The 7,294-nt window shown below is 41.1% G+C and carries 5 protein-coding genes; 3 read left to right on the plus strand and 2 right to left on the minus strand.

The window, feature by feature from the left end:
• The first annotated feature begins 168 nt into the window (after positions 1-168).
• Together L3V42_RS04520 and L3V42_RS04525 are read left to right on the plus strand one after the other, a co-directional pair.
• Positions 169-333, plus strand: a complete 165-nt coding sequence (locus L3V42_RS04520) for a hypothetical protein (RefSeq protein WP_238471432.1) — start codon at positions 169-171, stop codon at positions 331-333.
• A complete protein-coding gene (locus tag L3V42_RS04525) occupies positions 303-1,721 on the plus strand; it encodes an aspartate ammonia-lyase (RefSeq protein ID WP_235762724.1) in 1,419 nt (472 codons plus the stop codon). The genes L3V42_RS04520 and L3V42_RS04525 overlap by 31 nt, the downstream gene beginning before the upstream one ends.
• 19 nt (positions 1,722-1,740) lie before the next feature.
• Here the strand turns inward: L3V42_RS04525 and L3V42_RS04530 are convergent, their stop codons facing one another.
• The gene (locus tag L3V42_RS04530; RefSeq protein WP_235762725.1) at positions 1,741-2,601 is read right to left on the minus strand and encodes a TetR/AcrR family transcriptional regulator; all 861 of its coding nucleotides are present in this window, start codon (positions 2,599-2,601) and stop codon (positions 1,741-1,743) included.
• 98 nt (positions 2,602-2,699) lie between these two features.
• Here L3V42_RS04530 and L3V42_RS04535 point away from each other — a divergent pair, with 98 nt between their 5' ends.
• Complete coding sequence (locus L3V42_RS04535; RefSeq protein WP_238471433.1) at positions 2,700-5,786, plus strand: efflux RND transporter permease subunit; 3,087 nt, start codon at positions 2,700-2,702, stop codon at positions 5,784-5,786.
• A gap of 182 nt (positions 5,787-5,968) precedes the next feature.
• Here L3V42_RS04535 and L3V42_RS04540 read toward each other — a convergent pair whose 3' ends face one another.
• A complete protein-coding gene (locus L3V42_RS04540; protein WP_238471434.1) occupies positions 5,969-6,781 on the minus strand; it encodes an MATE family efflux transporter in 813 nt (270 codons plus the stop codon).
• Positions 6,782-7,294 lie beyond the last annotated feature (513 nt).

Below are 7,294 nucleotides of genomic sequence, written 5' to 3' on the forward strand. Positions count from 1 at the left end.
TATTTTCAAAAAATGAAAGTGCTTCCACAAATTCAATTCATTAATAAACCCCGATGAATTCTGCCCACAAATCTATATAGTTGTAACACTATTATTTTATCATATTCCCCAAATCTGCTCCAGCTTTTCCGGTAAAATCAGTATTTTTTGATTAAATGAGGAACAATAATGGATGAATCCTTTCTTTATTCGTCTGAAGAGTTCGTCAAGCTACTGACAAATCGTAAGAAAAATTGTACAATGGAAGATGAATTGTTTAAAAATAACGGTAAGTTAAATATAGGGTGGAAAGGGATGCAGGAATGGAAGTACGCGTGGAGAAAGACTTTTTAGGAGAAGTAGAAATACCGGACGACGTCTATTATGGCGTGCAAAGCGTGAGAGCGAGGGATAATTTCCCGATTACAGGTTATAAAACGGACGTAACACTTATCCGAGCAATTGGATTTGTTAAAAAAGCTGCCGCGATGACGAATGCCGAGCTTGGCCAATTGGATAAGCGGATCGCTGAAGCAATTGTAACAGCTTCCGAGGAAATAATTAACGGGAAGTTTGATGACCAATTTATCGTCGACCCGATTCAGGGTGGAGCAGGAACTTCCTTTAATATGAATGCAAATGAAATTATCGCGAACCGGGCACTCGAATTATTAGGCGAAAAGAAAGGCAACTACAGTATCATCAGCCCGAACTCGCATGTCAATATGGCACAATCAACAAACGATGTATTCCCAACGGCAGTGAATATTGCACTGATTGAACGACTTCATCACCTCGTTGATAAAATTGCCAAGCTTGTGGATGCATTGAAATCGAAATCTGAAGCGTTCGACAACGTTATTAAAATGGGCAGAACCCACCTGCAGGATGCTGTTCCGATTCGCCTCGGACAAGAATTCACCGGCTATTATTCCGTAATTGACCGTGACTTAGAGCGAATCAGCAGGTCAATCAAAGGCTTGCGCTCTATTAACCTTGGCGGAACATCTGTCGGAACCGGACTAAATGCCCTGCCGGAATATACGGAGAAAGCTGTCGAATACTTAGCAGAGCTTACTGGCTTCGCACTGAAAAGCAGTGAAAGCTTGATCGATGCTACTCAAAATACGGATGTCTATACCGAAGTATCTGGTATGTTGAAAATCCATGCGTTAAATATATCGAAAATCGCAAATGACTTACGCCTGATGAGTTCGGGACCAACCGCAGGACTTGGAGAAATCAATCTTCCAGCGCGGCAGAGCGGCTCTTCCATCATGCCAGGCAAAGTAAACCCAGTTATTTGCGAGGTGATTAGCCAAATTGCTTATCAGGTTGCTGGGAATGACACGACTATTGGGATGGCAGCGGAAAATGGACAATTGGAATTGAACGTCATGAAGCCAGTCCTTGTCTTCAATCTGCTTGAATCCATTTCAATTTTAGAAAACGGTATTCACATCTTTAAAGAATATGCCATTGAAGGTATGACAGCGAATATCGAGCATTGCCGAAATATGGTCGAGCGCAGTATTTCTCTCGTCACTGCGATTAATCCATATGTCGGTTATGAAAAAGCAACCGAAGTCGCTCGAATTGCAGTTGAAACGAACCGTCCAATCCGGGAAATCTGTATTGATAACGGAATTCTTTCAGAAAAAGAAGTCGATATGATTCTCGACTTAAACAACTTAACTTCCCCAGGAATTGCTGGGAAAGATAAAGTACATGCCAGAAAGTAATTAATTGGAAATGGTCGGTTCAGGATTCATCCCTGACCGACCATTTATTTTGCTGTTCAAAGTAATGGTGGAATACATAAGCAGCCCGCTTGCACTGGGGATTGGCTTCAATATTTTTAAGTAAACCTTTAATCACCGCTTGATTCAATGAAGGGTTCATCAGCTCATTTTTCAGCATAACAATAGATTCCTTTTCCACAGATTCTTCCAGTGAAGCAATCGTCTCATCAAGAATCGCGTAGACCCGTTCCATTGTAAGTATCGTTTCCTGCGGTCCTTTTAGCATGATGTAAACATCTTCTGTAATAGCAGGTTGGCTCATATGTTTCGCTAAAATATCCGTCTTTTCCACAAGGGATGCGGCAAGCTGTTTTGCCTCAAATGGCAGGTCTGTGAGTAGCAATATTTCCATATAACTTTTCATGAGGCCAAGAATCGTATAAACGAGATCATATTTGTTTTCCAGCACTTTATCCCCATATACTTTTTCAAGCATCGTTAAAATCGATTCTCGCATCCGTTCATTATAGCCACTGATTTGTGTGATAAATTCCTCATCTAAAAAGTGGACTTGCTCTTTCATAAAGACTTTTGCGAAACCGGATTGCTTCAAAAATCGGTCAAAGTGATATTCGTAAAAATTATAGAGTAATTGGTCGGAAGCACCTTCACTGACTAATTGGTCAATATTTATCATGAACTCTTGTAGAAATTTGTGGATTAAGGCCATAATCAGTTCATCCTTCGATTTAAATGAAAGATAAAAAGCACCTTTTGATATACCAGAACGCTCAGTGATTTCCTGGACAGATGTTTCACGGAATCCTTGTTCAGCAAAAAGTTCCAGTGCCTTTTCCATAATTAGCTTTCTTTTTTCCATTTTATCGTCCTGCTTTCTGCTATTTCTATTGACTTCTGACCCACTGGTCATTTATTATAGGAAAATGAGTTTATAATGTCAACAAAGGGACGGTGCAAATGAAAAGTATAGCTAATTTCGTTATGAAAAATAAGCTTGCGGTTTGGTTACTCACCATTATCGTAACTGCCAGTGGTATTTATGCCGGGACTCAAATGAAAACAGAGTCCATTCCAGATATATCCATTCCTTATTTAATGGTGATGGATGTTTACCCGGGGGCAACTGCGGAACAGGTGATGGAGGATATATCCATTCCGCTTGAACGAACTGTAGAAGATCTAGAAGATGTTAAAAATATTTACTCTGACTCGTCTTCCAGCCTATCCAGTATTCAAATTGAATATGAATATGGAGTCGATATGGCGGAGAAGCGCCGCGAATTGCAGGACGCAATTGAAGGCGTTAATCTGCCAGAAGATGCCGGGGAACCGACCATTACAGCAATCAGTCTTGATATGATGCCGATTGTTGCACTAAGTATCAGTAGTACAGAAGAGGATATTATCGATCTTACATCGACCGTAGATGAAGTCATTCTGCCAAAAATTGAAAAGCTTGACGGAGTAGCCTCTGCTACAATGGCTGGTCATCACGTCGAAGAAGTACAGCTTACATTCGATGAAGCCTACATGGAAGAACTCGAGCTCGACGAAGAGACCGTACGAGATATGATCCAAGCGAGTGATATGGCTGTTTCCCTCGGTCTGTATGAGTTTACAGAGGGAGAAGAAGCTGTTGCCGTTGACGGGAAATTCATGACGGCGGAAGAATTGGAAGAGATGGTTATTCCAGTTACTCCAACAGAAGAAAACCCTGTCCCATTTGTCGAACTTGCTGACATTGCAGAAATTGAAACAGTCGGTAAAGTTGAATCGGTCTCCCGTACGAACGGTGAAGATGCGATTGGGATTCAAATTGTTAAGGGTCAGCAAGCGAACACAGTTGATGTCGTTAATGCGGTCAAAGATTTAATGAAAAAAGAACAGGATCGATTGGACGGACTTGTCGTAGATATCTCACTTGACCAAGGAGAACCTATTGAAGACTCCGTTAGCACAATGGTGGAAAAAGCGCTATTCGGCGGACTGATCGCTGTTATGATCATCTTGCTTTTCTTACGGGATATTAAATCCACGATTATTTCCATCATCTCCATTCCAGTTTCCATTTTCACGGCTTTCTTGATTTTGAACTGGCTGGATATTACAATGAATATTATGACCCTTGGAGCGGTAACAGTTGCCATCGGACGAGTTATCGATGACTCGATTGTCGTAGTCGAAAATATTTATAGACGACTTCACTTGAAAGATGAACCACTTAGAGGACGGGCATTAATCCGTGAAGCAACCATTGAGATGTTTAAACCAATTCTTTCGTCCACATTAGTGACGATTGCAGTATTTGCCCCCATGGTCTTTATTGGCGGTATGGTCGGCGAACTATTCATGCCGTTTGCTTTAACGATGTCACTTGCATTGCTCGCTTCCTTAGTTGTAGCAATTACAATCGTGCCTGCGTTATCCCATACATTGTTCAAGAAGAAATTATATGGTGACCGGACAGAAGTGAAACATAAAGAGCAAGGTAAAATCACACAAGGATATAAGAGATTCCTGAACTGGACGTTAAATCATAAAATCATTACATCCGTTATTGCGATTGCCCTGCTCGTTGGAAGCTTATTCTTAACGCCGCTGATCGGCTTCAGTTTCCTAGGCAGCGATGAGGAAAAAGTAATGTATATCACCTATTCACCCGAACCAGGTGAGTTAATGGATGATACGCTACAAAATGTTGCAGAAGTAGAAGATAAGTTGATTGCTCGGGATGATACAGAAATTGTCCAGCTTTCCATCAATGATTCCACCTCCCCTGAAGCGGCGATGATGGGTGGCGGTGGTGGCGGAGCGCTAATCTTCGTTACATTCGATGATGATATGGAAAACTTCCCTGACGTACGGGATGAAATTAAACATTACATCACGGAAATCGGCCACTCCGGAGAATGGATCAGCCAGGACTTTGCTTCGATGGACATGAGTTCGAATGAGTTGAGCTATACATTCTACAGTGAAGACCTCAATGATCTAAATGAAGCCGTTGAGATGGTTGAAGACGTCATGACTGAGAATGAGCGCTTGGAAGATGTATCTTCTACAGCAGAAGGAGCATATGTCGAACATGTCTTGCAAGTTGATCAAGCAGATCTCCTGCAATATGGTTTAACAACAGGACAAATCGTCGGTATGCTAAGCACTTCCTCGACAGAAGATGTGCTGACAACGGTAGAAAAAGATGGCGACACACTTGATGTGATTGTTCAGCAAGAAGCAGAAACAGATGCAACTTCAATTGATGAATTGCTTGAATTAGAAGTACCTGTACCTGCTCAGCCAGGAACTGTACTTCCGTTATCTGAATTAGTTTCCGTGGAAGAAGATTCAACGGTTGCTACATTATCCAGAAGTAATAACCAGTATTATGCGACCGTTACTGGAACGATTTTAGACCAGGATATTTCACACGCTACTTCAGAGGTTGATGAAGCAATTGAAGATCTTGAGTTACCTAGAGGTGTGGAAGTAGACATTGCTGGGGTTGCAGCTGACATGGAAGAAACATTTGAACAGCTTGGCGTTGCGATGCTTGCTGCCATTGCGATTGTTTACTTCATCCTAGTTGTTACCTTTAGTGAAGGAATTGCTCCATTCGCAGTTCTGTTCTCCCTTCCATTTGCAGTTATTGGATCTTTCGTTGGTCTATACTTGACTGGAGAAACGATTTCCGTAACGGTAATGATGGGACTCCTGATGCTGATTGGTATCATTGTCACGAACGCGATTGTGCTTGTCGACCGGATCATCCGCATGGAGCGCAGCGGTATGTCGCTTCGTGAAGCAATTATCGAAGGTGGAGGCACACGTCTCCGTCCCATTCTGATGACAGCTATCGCAACAATCGGGGCACTTATCCCACTTGCTGTTACAGGTGGCGGCGGACTTGTATCAAGAGACTTAGGTATCACCGTTATCGGTGGCCTTGCAAGTTCCACTTTACTCACACTCATTATCGTACCGCTTGTCTATGAGTTTTTAAGTAAACTCTTTAAGAAAGACCGGAAAAACATTAGAGAAGACTAATCGAAAAGGACGACCAGATTAATTCTGGCCGTCCTTTTATTTGTACAGCGGGACACTGGGGTCAGAGCAACTGTCCCAGTTTCGGTATAAAGAATAGAGTTCACTCCATGTCAAGATAAAATGGGTCAAACAGGCATAAACCCTGATTGACCCATTTTCCGATTTCATTATGTTTTTTAAAATTAAATCCCAAAATCAATCCCTGTTAGGAGATACGTTGCGACGAGTAAAACAAACAGATAGCCCGCACTTAACCAAAACAAATCAAATTTTGGTTTGTTCACATTAGCTAAGAAAAGATAAATATGAATCATACCAAAAAGCATCAGCCCGAACACATACATAATCATAAAGTATTCAATAGCAAGCAAGCCAAAGAGCACGAATATGATACAAAATACGAATACAAACGGAATATTGACGGTAACGTATTTCGTCAGCAGTATTTTATGTTCCATTTTGCGGTTTCCAAAAAAGGAAAGCATGTAATATAAAGAAAAATAGCCAAGCGCAAACGTGATGAGCCATCCAAGCATCGTTTGGAATAGAAACTCAATTCCTACCGAACTGCCCAAAAATCCTCCTAGCCCGCCAAACATATTGTCCATAAGGTTTTTCACAGAAAAGTATGCGAAAATTCCTAGGATAATGGATAAAAGAACGAATATGATGACACTTGTTTCTAAACTGATTGAACGGTTGGAGTTAATGACGGAATTCGGTTTGATGATTGCGTCTTTTAATATCCCTTTCGATTCATTCAGGCTCTTGTCAAAGTCGAATTTAATTTTGTTATCTTTGGAATTTGTTTCTTTTTGCTGATTTTCATTTGCATCAGATGACTGTTGGACGTTCTCTTGATGTGTGGGTTGGATCCCTTCTTGGTAAGTTGAAGCATGCTGATGAATGGTTTCTTGTTGCGGAGTAGCCGTAGATTTCTCTTCTATCTCTCCCTCATAATCCCCTTCTAATTGTTGGTCATTATTTTTGTCCATTCTGCTGTATTCCTCCCTTTTCAGTATATTCTTTATTCTATATCCTATGTATCACCCTATTAAACATGCAAAAGTTGCAGAAATAGGATTTTCCCACATCCGCGGGCAGATGGAAAAGTACCACCATTTTCCATTCTCTTTCCATCCAAACATAACTCTATACGAATCACAATGGACTTATGGCATAGGCATATCGATTGAAACAGCGCGGAATGCTGATATATCAACATTCCGCGCTGCTTGCAAGTTGTTTTCTTTTTTGGGACATGGGGTCAGAGCGAGGCCACTGAAAAACTCCTGTTTTTTAATGGGAGGTAAGTCAAACTAAAATAAGAGAGCTTTTTATGTGTTTTTTCATAAAAAGCTCTCTTATTTACCTAATATCTTCCCTATTTTTGGTCTATTAGCTTCATGATTCTTTTTATATTTGTCGCAAATATCGTGGTTGCTCCTTGTATCTCCATGCCGAATAGACCCGAGTCAGTGGCTTTATTGTACCCGTGTCGATTTTTT

The sequence above is a fragment of the Oceanobacillus alkalisoli genome (assembly GCF_022213125.1).
Taxonomy (GTDB): Bacteria; Bacillota; Bacilli; order Bacillales; family Amphibacillaceae; genus Oceanobacillus; species Oceanobacillus alkalisoli.